The sequence below is a fragment of the Burkholderia sp. Bp9140 genome, assembly GCF_003853425.1.
Lineage (GTDB): Bacteria > Pseudomonadota > Gammaproteobacteria > Burkholderiales > Burkholderiaceae > Burkholderia.
In genome coordinates this window covers 1-18958 of record NZ_QTPQ01000072.1, presented here as the reverse complement: position 1 = coordinate 18958, position 18958 = coordinate 1, and the positions used below count along the sequence as shown (strand labels likewise).

Annotated in this window: 16 protein-coding genes; 14 read left to right on the top strand and 2 right to left on the bottom strand. The window is 66.0% G+C overall.

What is annotated here, in order from left to right; all coding sequences use genetic code 11:
* Positions 1–213 precede the first annotated feature (213 nt).
* On the bottom strand, positions 214–504 hold the full coding sequence (locus DIE21_RS35905; RefSeq protein ID WP_124502076.1) for a DUF1330 domain-containing protein: 291 nt from the start codon (positions 502–504) through the stop codon (positions 214–216).
* 110 nt (positions 505–614) lie between these two features.
* Between DIE21_RS35905 and DIE21_RS35900 the strand changes: the two genes are divergently transcribed.
* From DIE21_RS35900 to DIE21_RS35870, 7 genes are all read left to right on the top strand, one after another.
* On the top strand, positions 615–1217 hold the full coding sequence (locus DIE21_RS35900; RefSeq protein WP_124502075.1) for an amino acid synthesis family protein: 603 nt from the start codon (positions 615–617) through the stop codon (positions 1215–1217).
* A complete protein-coding gene (locus DIE21_RS35895; protein WP_124502074.1) occupies positions 1186–2004 on the top strand; it encodes an alpha/beta fold hydrolase in 819 nt (272 codons plus the stop codon). Before DIE21_RS35900 ends, DIE21_RS35895 begins: the two co-directional genes overlap by 32 nt.
* Before the next feature lies 1 nt (position 2005).
* Positions 2006–2941 carry a flavin reductase gene (locus tag DIE21_RS35890; protein WP_124502073.1) on the top strand — a complete coding sequence of 312 codons (936 nt, stop codon included), beginning with the start codon at positions 2006–2008 and terminating at the stop codon, positions 2939–2941.
* Between the two features lie 11 nt (positions 2942–2952).
* Entirely contained in the window at positions 2953–3990 is a 1038-nt protein-coding gene (locus tag DIE21_RS35885; RefSeq protein WP_124502072.1) for an LLM class flavin-dependent oxidoreductase, read from the top strand.
* Positions 3991–4002: 12 nt separating this feature from the next.
* Positions 4003–5472: an aldehyde dehydrogenase gene (locus DIE21_RS35880; RefSeq protein WP_124502071.1), complete on the top strand. Its 1470-nt coding sequence runs from the start codon at positions 4003–4005 to the stop codon at positions 5470–5472.
* Positions 5473–5593: 121 nt separating this feature from the next.
* Entirely contained in the window at positions 5594–7006 is a 1413-nt protein-coding gene (locus tag DIE21_RS35875) for a cytosine permease (RefSeq protein ID WP_124502070.1), read from the top strand.
* Between the two features lie 15 nt (positions 7007–7021).
* Positions 7022–7411, top strand: coding sequence for a carboxymuconolactone decarboxylase family protein (locus DIE21_RS35870; protein ID WP_059516993.1), 390 nt, complete (start codon positions 7022–7024; stop codon positions 7409–7411).
* 68 nt (positions 7412–7479) lie between these two features.
* On the opposite strand, the gene DIE21_RS35865 is transcribed toward DIE21_RS35870, so the two are convergent.
* Positions 7480–8442, bottom strand: a complete 963-nt coding sequence (locus DIE21_RS35865; RefSeq protein WP_124502069.1) for a D-glycerate dehydrogenase — start codon at positions 8440–8442, stop codon at positions 7480–7482.
* Positions 8443–8755: 313 nt separating this feature from the next.
* Here DIE21_RS35865 and DIE21_RS35860 point away from each other — a divergent pair, with 313 nt between their 5' ends.
* The 7 genes from DIE21_RS35860 to DIE21_RS35830 form a co-directional block, all read left to right on the top strand.
* The gene (locus tag DIE21_RS35860) at positions 8756–9514 is read left to right on the top strand and encodes an SDR family oxidoreductase (protein WP_124502078.1); all 759 of its coding nucleotides are present in this window, start codon (positions 8756–8758) and stop codon (positions 9512–9514) included.
* Between the two features lie 99 nt (positions 9515–9613).
* Positions 9614–10900: an MFS transporter gene (locus DIE21_RS35855; protein ID WP_124502077.1), complete on the top strand. Its 1287-nt coding sequence runs from the start codon at positions 9614–9616 to the stop codon at positions 10898–10900.
* A 59-nt stretch (positions 10901–10959) separates the two neighbouring features.
* Positions 10960–11352 (top strand): VOC family protein, encoded by a 393-nt coding sequence (locus tag DIE21_RS35850; protein ID WP_124502068.1) that lies wholly within the window; start codon positions 10960–10962, stop codon positions 11350–11352.
* 60 nt (positions 11353–11412) lie between these two features.
* Complete coding sequence (locus DIE21_RS35845) at positions 11413–12654, top strand: citrate/2-methylcitrate synthase (protein WP_124502067.1); 1242 nt, start codon at positions 11413–11415, stop codon at positions 12652–12654.
* Between the two features lie 502 nt (positions 12655–13156).
* Positions 13157–15358 (top strand): type I secretion system permease/ATPase, encoded by a 2202-nt coding sequence (locus DIE21_RS35840; protein WP_124502066.1) that lies wholly within the window; start codon positions 13157–13159, stop codon positions 15356–15358.
* Positions 15342–16766 carry an HlyD family type I secretion periplasmic adaptor subunit gene (locus DIE21_RS35835; RefSeq protein WP_124502065.1) on the top strand — a complete coding sequence of 475 codons (1425 nt, stop codon included), beginning with the start codon at positions 15342–15344 and terminating at the stop codon, positions 16764–16766. The genes DIE21_RS35840 and DIE21_RS35835 overlap by 17 nt, the downstream gene beginning before the upstream one ends.
* Before the next feature lie 302 nt (positions 16767–17068).
* A partial coding sequence (locus DIE21_RS35830; protein ID WP_260432604.1) for an Ig-like domain-containing protein occupies positions 17069–18958 on the top strand: 1890 nt, incomplete at its 3' end.

Here is an 18958-nt window from a genome sequence, read left to right as displayed (position 1 = left end):
CCCACATTGGTCTTGCCGCCCGGCCTGCCCACACCCAATGCAATTACTAAAAAATTCCATTTGAAAACCGTTTTTCCCCCCCCCCCCCCCCCCCGCGCCAGACCAAATATGCTTGCAAACATGTAATTGCGGGGAAAGACGAATCCTCATACAAAACAGCTACTTAGCGAGCTACGTCAGAACAGGTTCCGTTTGCAAACAACTACCACGCGATCAGCCCTCGAACCCCTCGACGATCGCGATCTGGGCGCGGCAATGTCCATCCCGCTTCGCCTTCGCCGCCTGGTATTCGGGCGAGTGATAGCACGCGAGCGCCGTCTCCATATCCGGGAAGCGGATCACGACGTGGCGCTCGAACGAGTCCCCCTCCAGTACCTGCGATGCCCCGCCGCGCGCCAGGAACACGGCGCCGAACTTCCTGAACGCCTGCGGCGCGAGGTCCGTGTAGTCCTTGTATTTCACGGGGTCCAGCACCTGCACGCGGGCAATCCAGTACGCACTCATTTCTCGCCTCCAGTTTCGGGAAATTCCCAGACACGGGTTAACACTCATGGCATGCCGTAACATGGTATACCACAATGAATCCCACAATCAACGCACGAAAGGAAGGTGCCATGAGCCTGATTCGGAAATCCGTCCTCCATGTCGAGACGCTCTACGTGGACGGCGACAAGGTCGCTGCCAAGCCGCTGAAGATGATCGGGGCGGTCGCCGTGATCAAGAACCCGTGGGCAGGCCGCGGGTACGTCGAGGACCTGTCGCCGGAGATCCGCGCGCTCGCGCCGCAGCTCAGCGAACACCTGACGAAGATGATCCTCGACGAAGCCGGTTCAGGCGACGCGGTCGAAGCGTTCGGCAAGAGCGCGATCGTCGGCCTCGACGGTGAAATCGAGCATGCGTCCGCGCTGATCCACACGCTGCACTTCGGCAACACCTATCGCACGGCCGTGGGCGCCAAGTCGTACCTCGCGTTCAACAACACGCGCGGCCCGGCCAATGCGCCGCTGTTGATTCCGATGATGGACAAGAACGACGAAGGCCGCCGCTCGCACTATCTGACGCTCCAGTTCTCGATTGCGGACGCACCGGCCGCCGACGAACTGGTCATCGCCATCGGCGCCGCCACCGCCGGCCGTCCGCATCACCGCATCGGCGACCGCTACAAAGATCTCGCAGAGCTCGGAAATGACGTCAAGAACCCTGCCGCTGTCAAATAAGCGCATCGTCCACTACCTCGACCAGGGTGCCGGCGAACCGCTGGTGCTGATCCACGGCGTGGGCATGCAGGCGAGCGCGTGGTATCCGCAGATCGACGACCTGTCGCGCGATTTCCGCGTGATCTCCGTCGACATGCCGGGCCACGGCATGAGCGATGCGCTCGACACCGACGCCGACCTGCAGCAGTTCGTGCAGTGGGCGATCGAGTTCATCGAGGCGCTGCAGGTCGGCCCCGTCAACCTGGCCGGCCACTCGATGGGCTCGCTGATCGCCGCCGGCGTCGCGGTGACGCGGCCCGATCTGGTCAAGCGCGTGGCAGTCCTGAACGGTGTGTACCGCCGCACCGAGCAGGCGCGCGAAGCCGTCCTGCAACGCGCCGCCGAACTGCGCTCGGGCACCATCGACGTCGATACGCCGCTGCGGCGCTGGTTCAACGCGGAGGAAGCGCAGCAGGCCGCCGCGCACAAGGTGGAAGCGTGGTTGCAGTCCGTCGACCTGGCGGGCTACGCCACCGCGTACACCGCGTTCGCGAAGGGCGACGAGGTGTATGCCGACGGCTGGCACCGGATTGCCTGCCCGGCCCTCGTGCTCACCGGATCGGACGACCCGAATTCGACGCCCGAGATGGCCCGGCAGATGGCGCAGGCCGCGCATGACGGCAAGGCCGTCGTGATCGAGAACGAGCGCCACATGGTGAACCTGACCGCGCCCGAGGAAGTCAATCGCTCCCTGCGTGCCTGGTTGCAGACCGTGCCGCAGGCGGAAACCCTGAAATCGGAAGTGTGACATGAGCCAAGCAACCCGCCAGGAAGTCCCGACGATCAACACCCGCGAGCTGCGCGATGCGTTCGGCGCGTTCATGACCGGCGTGACGATCGTCACCACCGCGCGTGACGACGGCCAGCCGCTCGGGTTCACCGCGAACTCGTTCTCGTCCGTGTCGCTGGACCCCGCGCTGCTGCTCGTCAGCATCGCGAAGACGTCGAGCAATTTCCAGACGTTCTCCACCACGGGCCACTTTGCGATCAACATCCTCGCGGAAGGGCAAAAGGACCTGTCGAACACCTTCGCGCGACCGAGCGACGATCGCTTCGCGCAGGTCGGCTGGCACCTGAGCGCGCATCGCAACCCGCTGATCGACGACGTCAGCGCGTGGTTCGACTGCACGACGCACGCGGTGATCGACGCGGGCGATCACGCGCTCATCGTCGGCAAGGTCGAGGCGTTCCATTCGGCCGGCTACGCGGGGCTCGGCTATTACCGCGGCGGCTATTTCACGCCGGCGAAGCTGTCGGCCGAAGTCATCGCCGGCCCGAAGGTGATCGTGAGCGCGATCATCACGCGCGACGACAAGGTGCTCATGGTGAAGACGGCCGACGGCAAGTGGGCGCTGCCGACCAAGGAAATCGGCAACGAAGGCGCCGACAAGGCGCTCGCCGAACTCTTCCGACAATACCAGCCGGACGCTTCGGCAAGCTTCATTTATTCGGTCTACAACAACACTGAGACGCACTACCAGTACATCTCGTTCCTCTGCAGCGCACCGGACGAAGTGGCGGCCGCCGGCGAATTCGTGAGCCTCGAGAACATCGAGGCCGACGCGTTCCAGGACAGCGCCCTCGCCAGCATGCTCGAGCGCTATCGCAAGGAGAGCCAGTTGAAGAGCTACGGCCTCTACTTCGGCGACCACAGCACCGGCACCGTCCGCCCGCTTCTTTCCTGAAAGGTCACATCATGCGTTTTTCGCTTTTCGTTCACATGGAGCGCGTCTCCGACCAGACCAGCCAAAAGCAGCTGTACGACGAGATGGTCGAGCTGTGCCAGATCGCCGATCGCGGCGGCATGCACGCCGTCTGGACCGGCGAGCACCACGGCATGGATTTCACGATCGCGCCGAACCCGTTCATCAACCTCGCCGATCTCGCCAACAAGACGAAGCGCGTGCGGCTGGGCACGGGCACGGTCATCGCACCGTTCTGGCACCCGATCAAGCTCGCCGGCGAAGCCGCGATGACCGACATCATCTCGGGCGGACGCCTGGAACTCGGGATCGCGCGCGGCGCATACTCGTTCGAATACGAGCGCCTGATGCCGGGCCTCGACGCGTGGGGTGCCGGCCAGCGCATGCGCGAACTCATTCCCGCGGTGAAGAAACTGTGGGAAGGCGATTACGCGCATGACGGCGAGTTCTGGCAATTCCCGTCGACGACGTCGTCGCCGCTGCCGCTGCAGCAACCGCATCCGCCGATCTGGGTGGCCGCGCGCGACCCGAACAGCCACGAGTTCGCGGTGGCCAACGGCTGCAACGTGCAGGTCACGCCGCTGCACCTGGGCGACGAGGAAGTCGAGAAGCTGGTCGGCCACTTCAACGCCGCGTGCGAGAAATTCCCCGACGTGCCGCGCCCGCAGATCATGCTGCTGCGTCACACCTACGTGGCGAGCAGCGAGGACGACGCGCAAGTGGCCGCCGACGAAGTCAACGTGTTCTACAACTACTTCGGCGCGTGGTTCAAGAACGAGCGGCCGATCAGCCGCGGGATGATCAAGCCGCTGAGCCGCGACGAAATCGCCGCGCATCCGTTCTACACGCCGGAAGCGATGCGCAAGAACAACGTGATCGGCACGCCCGCCGAGGTCATCGAGCGTCTGAAGGCCTACGAAGCGCTCGGCTTCGACGAGTACTCGTTCTGGATCGATACCGGCATGAGCTTCGAGCGCAAGAAGGCGTCGCTCGAACGGATGATCCGCGACGTGATGCCTGCGTTCCAATAAGGGGACGACGCCATGAATGCGCACTTTCAGCTATATATCGACGGGAAGTTCGAGCCCGGCGCCGCAACCTTCGGCAGCATCAATCCGGCTACCGGCGCCGTATGGGCGCAGATGCCCGAAGCGCGCACCGACGAGGTCAACCGCGCGGTCACGGCGGCCGGCCGCGCTTTGACCGATCCGGCCTGGGCGGGGCTTTCGGCATCGGCGCGCGGCAAGCTGCTGTACAGGCTCGCCGATCTCGTCGAACGAGCCGCGCCGCGGCTCGCCGAAATCGAAACGAACGACACCGGCAAAATCATCCGGGAAACGTCGAGCCAGATCGCGTATGTCGCCGAGTATTACCGCTACTACGCCGGTATCGCCGACAAGCTCGAAGGCAGCAGCATCCCCGTCGACAAGCCCGACATGCAGGTGTGGCTCGAGCGTCAGCCGGTCGGCGTGGTCGCCGCGATCGTGCCCTGGAACAGCCAGCTGTTCCTGTCAGCGGTCAAGGTCGGCCCGGCGCTCGCGGCCGGCTGCACGGTGGTGCTCAAGGCTTCCGAGGAAGCGCCGGGGCCGTTGCTCGAGTTCGCGCGCCTCGTGCACGAAGCCGGGTTTCCGCCGGGCGTCGTCAACGTCATCACCGGCTTCGGCCCGGAATGCGGCGCGGTGCTGAGCGGCCATCCGGGCGTGGACAAGGTCGCGTTCACCGGCGGCCCCGAAACCGCGCGCCACATCGTGCGGAACACGGCCAGCAATCTCGCGAAGGTGTCGCTGGAGCTCGGCGGCAAGTCGCCGTTCATCGTGTTCGCCGATACCGACATCCAGAGCGCGGTGAATGCGCAGGTCGCCGCGATCTTCGCGGCGAGCGGCCAGAGCTGCGTCGCGGGTTCGCGTCTGCTGATCGAGGCGTCCGTGAAGGACCGCTTCCTTGCCCTGCTGGTCGAGCGCGTGTCGCGCATTCGCGTGGGGTTGCCCAACGAGCGGGAAACGGAGTACGGCCCGCTGTGCACCGAGCGCCAGCTTCGCAACATCGAGGCGGTCGTCGCGAGCTCGGTGCGCCAGGGCGCGAAAGTGCTCGCCGGCGGGAAGCAGCTGGAGCGCGACGGGTACTACTACGCGCCGACGATCCTCGACTGCACCGGCGTCGAGCAAGCGGACAGCATCACGACGGAACTGTTCGGCCCGGTGCTGTCGGTCGACACGTTCGACTCCGAGCAGGAAGCGATCGAAAAAGCCAACAGCACGGCCTACGGTCTCGCCGCCGGCATCTTCACGACCAATCTCACGCGTGCGCACCGCGTGTCGAAGCGCGTGCGCTCGGGCATCGTGTGGATCAACACCTATCGGGCGGTGTCGCCGCTCGTGCCGTTCGGCGGCTTCGGCCTGTCCGGGCACGGCCGTGAAGGCGGCCTGAGCGCCGCGCTCGAATACACGACGACGAAATCCGTGTGGCTGCGCACGTCGGACGAGCCGATCAGCGACCCGTTCGTGATGCGTTGAGCGGGTACGCATTCGCCTGCAGTATCGATTCAAAGCCGCAGAAGCCATGTCGTGCCATGCCGCACCGCGCCGGTGAGCGCGTGCGGCGCGGCATGGTCCCGGCAATAAAAATGGAGACAGCATGACCCAGCAGGAAAGCGACGGCAGCGTTCTCGCCATCGAAAGCAACTCGATCGAATATGTTCCCCCGGAGGCGCGGCACGGCAAGCCGGCCGACCTCTTCACCCTGTGGTTCTGCACCAACGTCGCACCGCTGGCCGTGATCTCGGGCGCCACGTCGGTGCTGGTGTTCCACCTCGACCTGGTCAGCGCGATTCTCGCGATCGCGGCCGGGCAATGCTTTGGCGCGATCTTCCATGCGCTCACCTCCGCGCAGGGGCCGCTCGTCGGCGTGCCGCAGATGATCCAGAGCCGCGCGCAGTTCGGCCGCTACGGGTCGCTGCTGGTGGTGGGATTCACGACGCTGATCTACCTCGGCTTCTTCGTGTCGAACATCATTCTCGCGGGCAAGACGCTCCACACGGCCGCGCCCGCGGTGCCCGTGCCGGTCGCGACCGTCATCGGCGCGGTGCTCGCGACGCTGGTCGGCGTGATCGGCTGTCACTTCATCCATCGCTTCAACAAGATCGGCGCGTGGTTCATGGGCGGCGCGCTCTTGATCGGCATCGCACTGATGGCCCCGGGCCTCGACGCGCGGATCTTCCAGCAGGGCCATTTCGATCTCGCCAACTGGTTCGCGATGTTCGGGCTGTGCGCGGTGTGGCAGATCAGCTTCGCGCCCTATACGTCCGACTATTCGCGCTATCTGCCGACGTCCGCCGGATTCGCGAAGACCTTTGCGTATACGTATTTCGGCACGTCGCTGGGCACGATCTTCGCGTTCCTGTTCGGCGTGCTCGCCGTCAGCACCGGGCATTCGACCGACGCGATGCAGGCGGTCCGCGAACAGACCGGTGCGTTCGGCTACGTGCTGATCTTCCTGTTCCTGGTCAACATCATCGGCCACAACGGGATGAACCTGTATGGCGCGGTGCTGTCGTTCATCACCGCCGCGCAGACGTTCCGTCCGCACTGGGTGCCCGGCCGCAACGTGCGCGTCGTCGTGTCGGCGGTGCTGCTGGTGGCGTCGACCGCGACCGCACTGTGGGCGTCGAGCAACTTCATCGCGATCTTCCTCGACGCGATCTTCGCGTTGCGCATCGTGCTGGCGCCGTGGATCGCGATTAACCTGATCGACTTCTACCTGGTCAACAATCGGCATTACCGCGTCGCGGAGATCATCAGCAGCAATGGCGGCGTGTATGGTTCGTTCAACGTCAAGGCCATTGCGATCTACGTGTTCGGCGTCGCGGTCCAGGTGCCGTTCATGGAGGAAAGCTTCTTCCACGGCCCATGGGCGTCGATTCTCGGTGGCGCGGACGTGTCGTGGATGGTGGGCCTCGTCGCCACCGCGCTGGCTTGCTACCTGTTCGCGTCGAAGGACGCCTCGCGTGCGCGCGGCCGGTGTCCGGCAGGCGCCGGGGCTTTGGATTAACGAAGGAGATCAATCATGAATGAAGACGACGCGCTGTTTCAGAAAGGCTTGCCGATCCGCCGGGAAGTACTCGGCCCCGAATACGTCGATGCGTCGATGGAGAAGGCCGACGCCTTCATGATGGCGTTCCAGCGGGCCACCACTGCCTGGGCGTGGGGCTGGGCATGGGGCGACGACACGCTCGACCGCAAGACGCGCAGCCTGCTCAACCTCGCGATGCTGACCGCCGGCGGCCATACGAACGAACTCAAGCTGCATGTGAAGGGTGCGCTCAACAACGGCGTGAGCGTCGACGAGATCAAGGCGACGCTGCTGCACGCGACCGCTTATTCGGGCATCCCGCACGGGCTCAGTGCGTTCAAGGCCGCGCATGAAGTGCTGGTGGCCGAGGGGGCGTTGAAGTAAGGGACCGACATGCCGGCGCTTGCCGTCATCGGCAGCACCGGCATGGCCGAGTTGCACGGCAGTCCCCGTCACAACGCGTTCGGCGCCGCCCTCCCGTCAAGCACCGCCGCGACGTTATCGAGCGCGGTAAAACCCATCTGATCCCGCGTCTCGATCGTCGCGCTGGCCATGTGCGGAGACAGGAACACATTGTCGAGCATGGCGAAGCGCGGATCGATGTTGGGCTCGTTGCGATAGACATCGAGCCCCGCGCCGAACAGGCGCCGCGACGTCAACGCGTCGTACAGCGCGTCCTCGTCGACGAGGCTCCCGCGCGCCGCGTTGACGAACACCGCACCATCGCGCAACAAGCCGAATTCGCGGCGCGTCATCAACGGCGTGCCGCCGCCCGGCACGTGCAGCGTGAGGATGTCGCACTGCGGCAGCAGCGTGTCGAGATCCGCGCAATAGCGCGCGCCCGCCTCGATCTCGGGCGGTGCCGGCCGCCGGTCGGTATAGACGATCCGCATCCCGAAGCCGCGTGCGCGCTGCGCGACCGCGCGGCCGATCCGGCCGAAGCCGACGATCCCGAGCGTCTTGCCGTTCACGCGCGTGCCGAGCATGTCGGTCATGCCGAACGACTTGCCCCACCCCGCGCGCATGATGCGCTCGTACTCCGATGCGCGCCGGCACGCGGCCAGAACGAGCAGCATCGTGAAATCGGCCGTGCAATCGGTCAGCGCGTCGGGCGCATTGCTGACCACGATCCCGCGTGCACGCGCGGCCGCCACATCCATGTGGTCGTAGCCGGCGCTCGCGTTCGCGATGATCTTCACGCTCGGCGGCAATGCCGCGATGTGCTCGGCCTGCAGCCCCGATTTCTTGCCGATCAGCACCGCCGGCGTTTCGTGGCGATTGCAGAACGCGACGACGGACGGCGCGTCCATGTCGACGTCCGTCACGTACGCATGGAATTCGGTTTCGGCACGTGCGGCCACGGCCGCGGGAACCCGTCGCGCTACCAGCAGGCGGGGGCGATTGTTGTCAGGCATGGTCTCGTCCTTGGATCGGAAAACGGAGCACAGCCTACGAAGCGCACGCGACGCGGGTCAATATTGATTGATTCAATCAACGTGTCCGTGCGGCATCGACCACCTGCCTGCAGGGCCAGTTCGGTTGCGTCGCACGATGCGCACCACGCCGTGACGGCCCCCTAAACGACGTGCCCGCGATCTCAGGAAAACCCTGACGCCACCCCGTCCCGACGGGGCGGTTGATATTGATTGAAAGAATCAAGATTGCTGGGGAATCGCCACCGCGCAATGCTTTTTGCATGTTCAACGGACTGAAGAAGAGGTCGTGAAAATGCAGGCACGGAAGAAAATCGCGGCAGTGACGGGCGCCGGCACCGGAATCGGCCAGGCAGCGGCCGTCGCGCTGGCGCGAGCCGGCTTCGGCGTGGCGTTGCTCGGCAGGCGCATCGAGCCGCTTCTTGATACGAAGGAGATCATCGAGCAGGCCGGCGGCGTGGCCGCGGCGATCCCGGCCGACGTCGCCGACGAGGCATCTGTGGACGCGGGCTTCGCACGGATCGAGCGCGAGTTCGGGCGCCTCGACGTGCTGTTCAACAACGCCGGCCGCAACGCGGGCGCCGTGCCGCTCGACGACTACTCGCTCGAATTCTGGAACGACGTGGTCGCGACCAACCTGACGGGCGTGTTCCTGTGCGCACGCGCCGCGTGGCGCCAGATGAAGCGCCAGGCCCCGCAAGGCGGCCGCATCATCAACAACGGGTCGATCTCGGCGCACACGCCACGTCCGAACACGATCGCGTACACGGCCACCAAGCATGCCGTCCTCGGCATCACGCGCTCGCTCGCGCTCGACGGCCGCCCGTTCAACATCGCATGCGGCCAGATCGACATCGGCAACGCCGCCACGTCGCTGACCGAGCGCATGAACAGCGGCGTGCTGCAAGCCGACGGCCGCGTCGCGCCCGAGCCGCGCGTCGACGTCGCGCACGTTGCGCACGCCATCGTGCAGATGGCAAGCCTACCGCTCGAAGCGAACATTCTGAACATGACGATCATGGCGAGCGCGATGCCCTTCGTCGGGCGCGGCTGACCGGACGATCGCCGGCGCACACGACAACAACACGCCGGCCCACCCATCACGAGATATAAGGAGACGACATTGAAAACCGCGGAAGAGCAGGTTTCGGTCATGCGCGAGTTCGACTCGCACGCGGGCCTGGCCAGGAGATCGCGCGTGCGCTACGGCGTGCTGTCGATGCTGTTGGTGGCAACCATCCTCAACTACGTCGACCGCTCGGCACTCGGCATCGTCGCACCGGCCCTGTCGAAGGATCTCGCGCTCACCCGCGTCCAGATGGGTGAACTGTTCGCCGTGTTCGGCCTGGCGTACTCGATCGCGCTGCTGCCGGCGGGCGTGCTCGCCGACATGCTCGGCTCGCGCGTCGCCTATGCGCTGTCGCTGGTCGGCTGGTCGCTGGCGACGCTGACGCAAGGGCTCGCGCACGGCTACCAGATGCTGCTCGGCTCGCGTCTTGCTATGGGCGCGCTGGAGGCGCCGGCGTTTCCGTCGAACGCCCGCGCGGTGACGATGTGGTTCCCGGTCCAGGAGCGCGGCTTCGCGACCAGCGTCTACGTGATGGGCCAGTACATCGGCACGCCGCTCTTCACCGGGCTGCTGCTGTGGATCTCGTCGGCATTCGGCTGGCGCGCCGTGTTCTTTGCGACCGGCGGCTTCGGCATCCTGTTCAGCGTCGTCTGGTACCGGCTCTATCGCGATCCGTCGCGGCATCGCGGCGTCAATGCGGCCGAACTGCAGTACATCACCGAAGGGCGCCCGGTCGTGACCGCACGCGATCCGTTCGACTGGCGCATGGCGTTGCGCCTGCTCGGCTATCGGCAGATCCTCGCGATCTGTCTCGGCAAGTTCTGCAACAACACGCTGCTGGTGTTCTTCACGACCTGGTTCATGACCTACCTGGTCGAGGAACGGCACATGTCGATGATCAAGGTCGGCCTCTTTCAGGCAATGCCGTTCATCGGCGCGACGCTGGGGATCCTGATCGCCGGCTACCTGTCCGATCTGTGCATCCGGCGCGGCGTGTCGATGTCGTCGTCCCGCAAGGCCCCGCTCGTGATCGGCACCTTCCTCGGCGCGTCGATCGTGCTCGTCAATTTCGTGCACTCGAACGCGCTGGTGATCGCGATCCTGACCGTCGCGTTCTTCGCGCAAGGGATCGGCTCGATGTCCTGGGCCGCCGTCTCCGAGATCGCGCCGAAACGCTATGTCGGGCTCACCAGCAGCATCACGAGCCTCGCAGCCAATATCGCGGCCGTCACCACGCCGCTGATGATCGGCTACGTGACCCAGCACACCGGCAACTTCTTCTGGGCGCTGAACCTGATGGGTGCGATCTGCCTCGTCGGCACGCTGTCGTACTCCTTGCTGCTCGGCAAGCTGTCGCGCATCGAACTCTGACCCCGTCCGACTCCCTTTGCCTGCCGCTCAGGCGGCTCAACCCCATCCGGCCCACGATCATGATCGAATTCAAATGGGATCACCTGCAACTCTGCTCGGCTGACGCCGAGGCCACCGCCGCGTGGTTCGCGCGCTGCCTGAACGCCGAAATCGTGCGGCGCCCCGGCCGCGTCGACTTGCGGATCGGCACCATCAACCTGTTCATCACGGCCCTGCCCGACGCGCGATCGGCCGCCGTGCCCGACGGCGCGCGCGCGCAAGGCATCGATCACTTCGGCGTGCGGGTCGAGGATCTCGATGCCGCGTACGCACACCTGGTCGAGCACGGCGCCGAGATCGTCCAGCCCGTGACGCGGATCCGTGCCGGCGTGCGCGGCTGTTTCGTGCGCGCGCCCGGCGAGATCCTCGTCGAGGTGCTCGAGCGGCGCCCGGCCGAGATGACATTCAGCTGAACCCGGTCTATAGTCGGCGCAAGCGGCCGGGCACCGGCCGCGTCTTCATCACGACTCCCCATGCACAACTGGATCACCCTGACGGAAGCCGCGCGGCGGCTCGGCGTGCGGGCGCAGACCGTCTATGCGTATGCGAGCCGCGGCAGCATCGCCGTGATGCAGGATCCCGACGATCCGCGCAAGAGCCTGTATCGCGCCGAGGACGTGATCGCGCTGTGCCGCAAGAAACAGGTCGGCCGCAAGCGCGCGGCGCTGGCGGCAAGCACGATCTTCGGTGCCGAGCCGTGCATCTACAGCGGCATCACCACGTTCTCCAAGGGCCGTGCGTGGTATCGCGGCCGCGACAGCATTCAACTGTCGGACACCGCCACGCTCGAGGAAACGGCCGCGCTGCTCTGGCATGCCACCACGCCCGTGTCGTTCGACGCGCCCGCGGTTGCATTGCCGGCCGGCGAGCGCGATCGCCAGTGCGCGTTCACGATGCTTGCCACGTTGGCGGCGCACGGCCACTCGACGCTCGGCCGGCTCGACAGCGCACTGCACACCGAGGCCGGTCAACTCGTCGCGATCGTTTCTCGCGCGTTCGGCGCGCACGACGACGCGGGCCTGCCGTGGATCCATCAGCGGCTCGCGGCGGGCTGGGGGCTGGACGATCGGGGCGCGGACCTGCTGCGCCGCGCGATGGTGCTGGTCGCCGATCACGAGATCACGAGTTCGGCGTTCGCCGCACGCATCACCGCATCGACCGGCGCGTCGCTCGCGGGCTGCCTGCTGACCGGACTCGCGACGTTGTCAGGTCCGCTGCACGGCGATGCGTCCGGGCGCGTGCGCGCGGTGTTCGACGACGTGGAACGGCTCGGCGCCGGGCACGTGGTCGATCATCACCTGAAGTCCGCGATCCCGATTCCCGGCTTCGGGCATCATCTCTACCCCGACGGAGATCCGCGGGCGGCCGCGTTGCTGGCTCGGCTCGATCCGCCGGCGGAACTGGCGCGCTTCATCGACAAGGTCATGACACTGACCGGCCAGCGGCCGACCATCGATGTCGCGCTCGCGATGCTGTCGGTGCAGCTTCAGTTGCCGCGCGACGCGGCTTTCGGGCTGTTCTCGATCGCGCGCAGCGTCGGGCTGCTGGCCCACTGCATCGAACAGTTGCGCGTGGGCAAGGTGATCCGGCCGCGCAGCCGCTATACGGGGCCGGCGCTCGACGAACGGCATCTGCGGCCCGAAGCCGAGGGCGACGGCAAGCTGCCGAAAGCCGGCGTGATCGAGAAGAACCGGGTGTTCAAGGTGGTGGATTGACGGCGGCGACGATGAACTTCGCAGCATCGACGCGGCCTTCGACGCATTCACCGCCACGCATTCACCTACGATACGCCCCTAAAACCTCGACGTTTCACGACTGAAACATTTTCGATTGCGGATCCGGCCCCGCGCCGGCCGCATTTCCCGGATGCGGTAGCATTCGCGCCTTCTCCAGCATGCCGTTGCCGGTGCGTCGGCACGCAATCGCACAGCGCTCGCACACGCGAAACGTATCAGACCTGAAACCAAATCGGCATTCGGATACCGCTGTCGGCCGGCGCACGCCGCCCTCCTCCCCGTCACGCGGGCCAGTCGCCGCATCTGGCCCGCTCCTTGCTGTTGCTCGACGCAAACACAAGCCGTCGCACCAGACGACGAACAGCAGATAAACAATATCGGGGTGAGCCATGAGCAAGACGGAGCGCTTGACGGCGGGAACGCGCGCACGCGGCGAACTGCTGCGCGGGTCGAACCGTCAACAGGCCGGCGGCGTGCTGTAATGCAGGCCGCCGCTACGCAAGCCGCCGCCGCGGCCGGGGAGCCGTGCGCCGCGCACGATTGGAATCTGCCGCACGGATCGGGTATCGACGACGATCCGCTGCTGGGCTGCCTGCTCGTGCTGACGCGGCTGTTCGACCGGCCGGTGGGCATCGACACGCTCGTGGCCGGCCTGCCGCTCGCCGGCCGGCGCCTCACCCCGGCGCTGTTCGTGCGGGCCGCGGCGCGCGCCGGCCTCTCGGCGAAACTGGCCCGGCGCGCGCTGCCCGACATCCCGGATGCGGTGCTGCCCGCGGTGCTGCTGCTCAACGACGGGCAAGCCTGCGTGCTGGTTCGCCGCAACGCGTGCGGCACCCTGCAGGTGATCCTTCCTGAAACCGGCATCGGCGAGGAAGCCGTCGACGCGGCCGAACTCGCGCAACGCCACGCCGGCCACGTGCTGTTCGCGCGTCCGGCCCACCGGTTCGATGCGCGCGACACGGAAAGCGTCGTGCCGCGCCCGCGCCACTGGTTCTGGGGGGTGGTTGCGCAATCGTGGCCGATCTATGCCGAAGTGATGCTCGCGTCGACGCTGGTCAACCTGTTCGCGCTGGCGATGCCGCTGTTCACGATGAACGTCTACGACCGCGTCGTGCCGAACCGGGCGCTCGAGACGCTGTGGGCGCTGGCGGCCGGCATCGCGCTCGTGATCGTGTTCGACGTGGTGATGCGCACGTTGCGCGGCTATTTCATCGACGTGGCCGGCAAGAAGATCGACGTGATCCTGTCGGCAAACCTGTACGAGAAGGTGCTCGGCATCCGGATGGCTGCGCGGCCGCCGTCCGTCGGCGGGTTCGCCTCGCAGATCCAGGAATTCGAAGCGGTGCGGGAATTCCTCACCTCGGCGACCGCGGCGGCGCTGATCGACCTGCCGTTTTCGGTCGTGTTCATCACGGCGATGTTCTGGGTCGGCGGCGGCCTCGGCTGGCTGCCGCTGCTTGCACTGCCGCTCGTGATCGGCGCGGGCATGGCCGTGCAGGGGCCGCTGGCGCGGACCATCCAGGACAGCCAGCGCCACGCGAGCCAGCGCCAGGCGCTGCTGATCGAAACGCTGGTCGGCCTCGAGACGATCAAGGTCAACGGCGCGGAAGGACCGATGCAGGCGCGCTGGGAGCAACTGCTTGGCGAGATCGCACGGCTCGGGCTCAAGTCGCGCCTGCTGTCGGGCTGCGCGGTCAATTTCGCGATGTTCGCGCAGCAGGCGGCCTATCTCGCGGTGGTCCTGTGCGGCGTGTACATGATCGGCGACGACCGGCTCACGACGGGCGGACTCATCGCCTGCACCATCTTCACCGGCCGCGCGCTCGCGCCGATGGGCCAGGTGGCGTCGCTGCTGACCCGCTACCACCAGTCGCGCAGCGCGCTGGCGTCGATCGACGGCGTGATGAACCTGCCCGGCGAGCGGCCGGCCGAGCAGCGCTTCGTCCATCGGCCGGCACTGCGGGGCGAGATCGAATTCCGCAACGTCAGCTTCGCGTATCCCGGCCAGAGCGGCGTCTCGCTCGACGGCGTGTCGTTCCGCATCGCCGCGGGCGAGCGCGTCGGCATCATCGGGCGCGTCGGCTCGGGCAAGACCACGCTCGAAAAACTCGTCCTCGGTCTCTACCCGCCTGCATCGGGCAACGTGCTGATCGATGGCGTCGAACTGCGTCAGTACGACCCTGCCACGCTGCGGCGCGGGATCGGTCACGTGCCGCAGGACGTGATGCTGTTCAACGGCACCGTGCGCGACAACATCGTGCTGGGCACGCCGGGCGCGGACGACGACGCCGTGTTGCGCGCCGCGCAGGTGGCCGGCGTCGCGGACTTCGTCAACCGTTTGCCGAACGGCTTCGACCTCGCGGTGGGCGAACGCGGCGAAGCGTTGTCCGGCGGGCAGCGCCAGGCTGTCGCGATCGCCCGCGCGATGCTGCTGTCGCCGCCGGTGCTGTTGCTCGACGAGCCCAGCAGTGCAATGGACAACCGCTCCGAAGAGCTGTTCAAGGCACGCCTGTCGGTCCAGTTGGCCGGCCGCACGCTGCTGCTCGTCACGCACCGTCCGTCGCTGCTCACGCTCGTCGACCGCGTGATCGTGATGGATCAGGGCCGCGTCGTCGCCGATGGTCCGAAGGACCAGGTCCTCGCGGCGCTTGCAGGGAGGAAGCTCCATGTCGCTGCTGGCTGAACCCGACGGCGCCGGCGCGCCGACGATGGAACGCATTGCCGCGCTCAAGGCGCTGCGCGGGCGGATCGGCGCCGCGCTGAAGCCGCGCGCCGACGATACCGCGTTCATGCGCGAGCGCTGCGCGGCCGCGATGGAGGGGCCGCGCTACTTCACCCACTGGATCCTCTGGGCGACGCTCGCGTTCTTCGCCGTCGCCCTCCTGTGGGCCGCGTTTGCGGAAGTCGACGAAGTCACCGTCGGGGAAGGCAAGGTGATCCCGTCCAGCCGCGTGCAGGTGGTGCAGAACCTCGAGGGCGGGATCGTCTCCGAGATCATGGTGCGCGTCGGCCAGGTCGTGCAGAAAGGCCAGCCGCTGATGCGCATCGACGATACGCGGTTCACGTCGTCGTACAAGGAAGGACAGGTGAAGGATGCCGCACTCCTTGCCCGCATCGCGCGCCTGAGCGCCGAAGCGAACGGCACCGCGTTCGTCGTGCCCGATCGCCTGGCACGGACGAACCCGGGCCTGCTGGACGAGGAACGCTCGTTGTTCGATTCCCGTCACCGCGAATTGCAGGCCAATCTCGACGTGCTCAGGCAACAGGCCGAACAGCATCGGCAGGAGCTCGCGGAAAAGCGCTCGCGCGAGGCGCAGCTGCAGCGCAGCTACGGGCTCGTCGCGAAGGAGCTGGCGTTGACGAGCCCGCTGGTGGCAAAAGGCGCGGTATCGGACGTCGAGGTGCTGCGACTCGAGCGGCAGGCGACCGACATGAAGGGCGACCTCGATGCGACGCGGCTCGCGATGCCGCGGCTTGAGGCCGCCTATCGCGAGGCACGCCAGAAAATCGACGAAACGACCGCGCATTTTCGCGCCGACGCGATGAAGGAACTGAACCTCGCGCGCGCCGATCAGTCGGCGCTGAGTGCGGCCAACGTCGCGCTCGAGGACCGCGTCACGCGCACGCTCGTGCGCGCGCCGCTGAAGGGGATGGTCAAGCAGATCAAGATCAACACCGTGGGCGGCGTGATCCAGCCGGGGATGGACCTGCTGGAAATCGTGCCGCTCGACGACACGCTGTTGATCGAAGCACGCGTGCGGCCGTCGGACATCGCATTCCTGCATCCGGGGCAGGACGCGACGGTCAAGCTGTCCGCGTACGACTTCTCGATCTATGGCGGCTTTCCCGCCGTCGTCGAGGACATCAGCGCCGACACGATCGTGCCGGACCGTCCCGGCGAGAAACCGGACAGCTATTACCGCGTCCTGGTGCGTACCCGGCAAAGCAAGCCGAGCGGCCAGAGCCAGCCGGTCGCGATCGTGCCGGGCATGATCGCGACCGTCGACATCCGCACCGGACGCCGTACCGTACTGCATTACCTGCTCAAGCCCGTCATCAAGACCAAGGAAATGGCGTTGCGCGAGCGCTGACACGAGAACCGGATTGCAGTACGTCGGGCGCGTGCCGCATCGGGCGGCGCAGTGCCCGCATCAAAACATGACAGGACGGGGAGCACGACATGGCGACGACTTCAAGCGGAACCGCAGTTTCCATCAGCAATACGCCGCAGGCAACGAACGACGTGTTTACGTCGGCTCAGACGGGGCTCACCGACAATACGCTCACCACCGTCTACCTGAACGTGATGGCGAACGATCTCGGCGGCGCGGCCAAGACGCTCTACTCGCTCGACTCCGGCACCGAAACGACCGTCGCGCTCGAACAGACCGCGTTGCTGACGCAGGATACGGGCCGGGCGGAATCGGTGAGCACGGACCTCAGCGCGCACGGCGCGCACATCTGGATCACGTCGGACGGCAAGGTCGGGTACGACGCGAGCCATCTCGACGCCTCGTGGTTGTCGAACAGCTTCAACACGCTGGGCTACGCGCAGGACAGCTTCACGTATGCGATCCGGCTGGGCAACGGTACGCTGAGCTGGGCGACGGCCTATGTCGACATCGCGCCGCCCGCGCCTGTCGTCGCACTGGCGCACGACACCGGGATGTCGGCCAGCGACAACATCACGTCGGACGGTACGCTGTCGGTCGGCGGGATGGCGCACGGCGCGACCGTTCAGTACAGCACCGACAACGGCGCGCACTGGAACACGAGTTTCAGCGCGGTCGAAGGAACGAATACCGTGCTGGTGCGGCAGATCGATGTGACCGGCAACGCGTCATGCGTGTCTTCGTGTACGTTCACGCTGGATACGACTGCCGTGACGGCGCCTGGGGTGACGCTGGCGGTTGATTCGGGTAGTAGCGCTACGGACCACATCACCAATGTCGGTACGCTGAACGTCACCGGTATCGAAACGGGCACCACCGTGCAGTACAGCGTCGACAACGGTGCGCATTGGAGTACGAGCTTCAGCACCGTCGAAGGGTTGAACAACGTGCAGGTACGGCAGGTCGATGTCGCGGGCAACACCTCGTCGGCCACGTCGTTCAGTTTCACGCTCGATACGTCGGCTGCTGCACCCGGTGTTGCGTTGACGACCGACTCCGGTAGCAGTGCCATCGACCACGTCACCAACGTCGGTACGTTGAATCTCACCGGTGTCGAAACCGGCGCAGTTGTCGAATACTCGATCGACGGCGGTCATACCTGGAACACCAGCTTCAGCGTCGTCGAAGGCACGAACGACGTACAGGTCCGGCAAACCGATATCGCGGGCAACACGTCGAATCCGACTTCGTTCAGCGTCATCCTCGATACCTCGGCTGCCGCACCCAGTGTCGCGCTGACCGCCGACTCCGGCAGCAGTTCGACCGACCATATCACCCACGTCGGCACACTCAACGTATCCGGAATTGAGACTGGCGCAGTTGTCGAATACTCGACCGACGGCGGCCATACCTGGAACACCAGCTTCAGCGCCGTTGAAGGGCTGAACGACGTACAGGTCCGGCAAACCGATATCGCCGGTAACACGTCCGATCCGACGTCGTTCAGTTTCACGCTCGACACCTCGGCTGCCGCACCCGGTGTTGCGTTGACCACCGATTCCGGCAACAGCACCACAGACCACATCACCAACGTCGGCACACTTAATGTGACCGGTATCGAAACCGGTGCGACCGTGCAGTACAGCATCGATGGCGGTTCGCATTGGAGCACGAGCTTCAGCGCCGTCGAAGGGTTGAACAACGTACAGGCCCGGCAGACCGATGTTGCCGGCAACTCGTCGTCGGCCACGTCGTTCAGCTTCACGCTCGATACCTCGGCTGCTGCGCCCGGAGTTGCGTTGACCACCGACTCCGGCAGCAGCCCCATCGACCACATCACCAACGTCGGCACACTCAACGTATCCGGAGTTGAAACTGGCGCAGTTGTCGAATACTCGACCGACGGCGGCCATACCTGGAACACCAGCTTCAGCGCCATCGAGGGCGTGAACGACGTACAGGTCCGGCAGACCGATATCGCGGGCAATACATCGGACCCGACTTCGCTCAGTTTCACGCTCGACACCTCGGCCGCTGCACCCGGTGTTGCGTTGACGACCGATTCCGGTAGCAGCTCCACCGACCACATCACCCATGTCGGCACGTTGAATCTCGCCGGTGTCGAAACCGGCGCCACCGTCGAATACTCGATCGATGGCGGTCATACCTGG